General features: G+C 68.1%; 3 protein-coding genes. 2 read left to right on the forward strand and 1 reads right to left on the reverse strand.

Going from position 1 to position 2,539, the window contains the following annotated elements; translation table 11 throughout:
- Positions 1–203: 203 nt before the first annotated feature.
- The gene (locus tag G3O00_RS41825; RefSeq protein ID WP_206146505.1) at positions 204–1,004 is read right to left on the reverse strand and encodes a 2-amino-3,7-dideoxy-D-threo-hept-6-ulosonate synthase; all 801 of its coding nucleotides are present in this window, start codon (positions 1,002–1,004) and stop codon (positions 204–206) included.
- A 285-nt stretch (positions 1,005–1,289) separates the two neighbouring features.
- Between G3O00_RS41825 and G3O00_RS41830 the strand changes: the two genes are divergently transcribed.
- Together G3O00_RS41830 and G3O00_RS41835 are read left to right on the forward strand one after the other, a co-directional pair.
- Positions 1,290–2,336 (forward strand): LLM class flavin-dependent oxidoreductase, encoded by a 1,047-nt coding sequence (locus tag G3O00_RS41830; protein WP_346779032.1) that lies wholly within the window; start codon positions 1,290–1,292, stop codon positions 2,334–2,336.
- Positions 2,337–2,376: 40 nt separating this feature from the next.
- A partial coding sequence (locus tag G3O00_RS41835) for an FAD-dependent oxidoreductase (protein WP_206146507.1) occupies positions 2,377–2,539 on the forward strand: 163 nt, incomplete at its 3' end.

Consider the following 2,539-nt stretch of genomic DNA (forward strand, 5'->3'; position numbering starts at 1 on the left):
ACGGCCAGTTGCGCGGCCGCGCCGGGCGCGCACATGTCGCGCCCGGCCTCGGCCACCACGACGCGACACGCGCCGGCCCTCACTGCGTCGGCCGCGACGGCGCCTGCCTGCCCGCCAAGCGCGCGCAGGTCGATCCACGGATAGCGATGCATGGAAACCCTCGATGGTCGAAAAAGCCGGGCACGACGGCCCGGCGCACCGGCTCAGGCGGCCAGGTGCGCGGCACGCCGCTCGACGCCGTGCACGGCATCGGACAGGCGGCGGATCAGCGGCGCGGCCTTCGGCGCGGCGAACACGTTGCGGCCGGCTGCAATGCCGAGCGCACCTGCATTCATCACGCGCGACGTGAACGCGACGAACTCGTCTTCCGGCAGCTTCGCGCCGCCCGCGACCAGCACCGGCAGCGACGAGCCGGCGATGATGTCGGCCATGCTCGCGGCATCGCCGCTGTACGGCAGCTTGACGATGTCGGCGCCGAGATCCGCCGCGACGTTCGCCGCGTGGGCGATCAGTTCGGTCTGCGGACGATCGCCGACGCCCGGGCCGCGCGGATAGATCATCGCGAGCAGCGGCACCGACCAGCGCGCACACTCGGCTGCGATGCGGCTCAGGTCGAGCAGTTGCTGGGTTTCCGTCTTCGAACCGAGATTCACGTGCACGCTGACCGCGTCCGCGCCGCATGCCATTGCATCCTCGACGCTCGCGAACAGCGTCTTCGCGTTCACGTCCTCCGCATAGCGCGTGCAGCCGTTCAGGTGCACGACGAGCGCGAGATCGCTCAGCACGTCGGGGGACAGGAAGCGTGCGCGGCCGCGATGCACGACGATCGCATCGCCGCCGTGCGCGGCGATGTCGCCAACCAGTTGCCGCAACTGCTGCGGATGGGCGATGGGCCCGTCCGCGAGCGAATGGTCGAGCGGCACCATCAGACACTTGCCCGACGCGGCACGCACCACCCGCCGCATCCTGAGCGCCTTGCCAGAAACCGATAGAAGAGCGTTCATCCTTGATTCCTCGCCAGAAATGGAGAGGCCGGCCCGTGCGACTTCAGCCTGCCCCCGGGGTGCCCGCTTGCGGGCGGAACTGGAGCAACAACCGAGCAACGCTTGCAGCAAATCTTGCATCGTGTAAGACTTGCATAGACCCAATCATCCTATGATTGGATCATCCTTGCAAGTACATTGCGAGCGACTTTGTTTCCCGACCGGGGGACGCATTCGACGCGGCATCGGTTCCCCTTTGCAGACAACGGCAGCACATCAACCTGTGAGGTGTCTATGAAGTTCGGCGTGTCCTTTCTGCCCGATACCGGCCCGGCCGACCGCCCGGCTGCTGATTACTACGCGAACGCGCTGAAGCTCAGCGCACTGGGCGACAAGCTCGGCTACGCGTACGTGAAGATGACCGAGCACTACCTGAAGCCGTACGGCGGCTACAGCCCGTCGCCGCTGATGTTCCTCGCCGCTGCCGCCGCGCAGACGAAGTCGATCCGCCTGATGACGGGCGGCATCCAGGCGTCGTTCCATCATCCGATCCAGCTCGCGGCCGAGGCCGCACAGCTCGACGCGATCTCGAACGGGCGGCTCGAACTGGGCTTCGCGCGCGCGTTCCTGCCGTACGAATTCGATGCGTTCGGCATCGATCTCGATTCGAGCAAGGCACGCTTCCAGCAGACGATCGACGCGACGGTGCGGCTGCTGACCGAAGAATCGGTCAGCGAGGACACGCCGTTCTTCCGCTACCGCGACGCGCAATCGCTGCCGCGCCCGACGCAGCAGCCGCGTCCGCCGGTCTGGGTCGCGGCGCTGCTCACGCCGTCGAGCTTCGAGTGGATCGGCGAACGCGGCTTCAACCTGCTGATGGCCGCGCCGCCGCGCAAGGACGCGCTCGCGAAGACGCAGGACATGGTGGCGCTCTATCGCGAGACGTTCGAGCGCCATCACGGCCATACGGGCCGCCGGCCGCAGGTCGCGATCAGCATCCCGCTGATGATCGGCACGTCGGACTCGCACGCGCTGGCGCTCGCGGAGCCGCGCCTGCGCCATCACTGGCGCTATTTCGCGGAAGCCGCGAAGTCGTGGGAGCAGGTGCAGTCGTCGGCCTACCAGGGCTACAACGAGGCGATGAAGAACAAGATGGGCGGCATGGACACGGCCGACCTCGACGCGACCGCCGTGCTCGGCACGCCCGACACCGTGCGCCAGCGCATTCGCGCACTGGAAGCCGATCTCGGGCTCGACGCGATCCTGTGGCACATCGACTATGGCGCGCAGCCGTACGAGCTGATGAGCAACAACCTGGAGGTGTTCGCCCGCGACGTGCTGCCGGGACTATGACGCCATGCCGATCCCTTCCGGACCCACAGCGAACCCGCCCATGACACCTTCCCTGTCACTCGACACGATCGTCGTCGGCGCCGGGATCGGCGGCCTGGCCGCCGCGCTCGCGCTGCGCCGCGCCGGCCATCGGGTCACCGTCCTCGAGCAGAGCCGGGCGTTCCGCGAAGTCGGCGCGGGGCTGCAGGTCGTGCCGAACGCCA

The organism is Burkholderia sp. Ac-20384, from assembly GCF_017104605.1.
Lineage (GTDB): Bacteria > Pseudomonadota > Gammaproteobacteria > Burkholderiales > Burkholderiaceae > Burkholderia > Burkholderia lata.

What these genes read in the sequence shown, in the direction of transcription:
- G3O00_RS41825 (WP_206146505.1), bottom strand. Translation starts at nt 1,004, where the DNA reads ATGAACGCTCTTCTATCGGTTTCTGGCAAGGCGCTCAGGATGCGGCGG.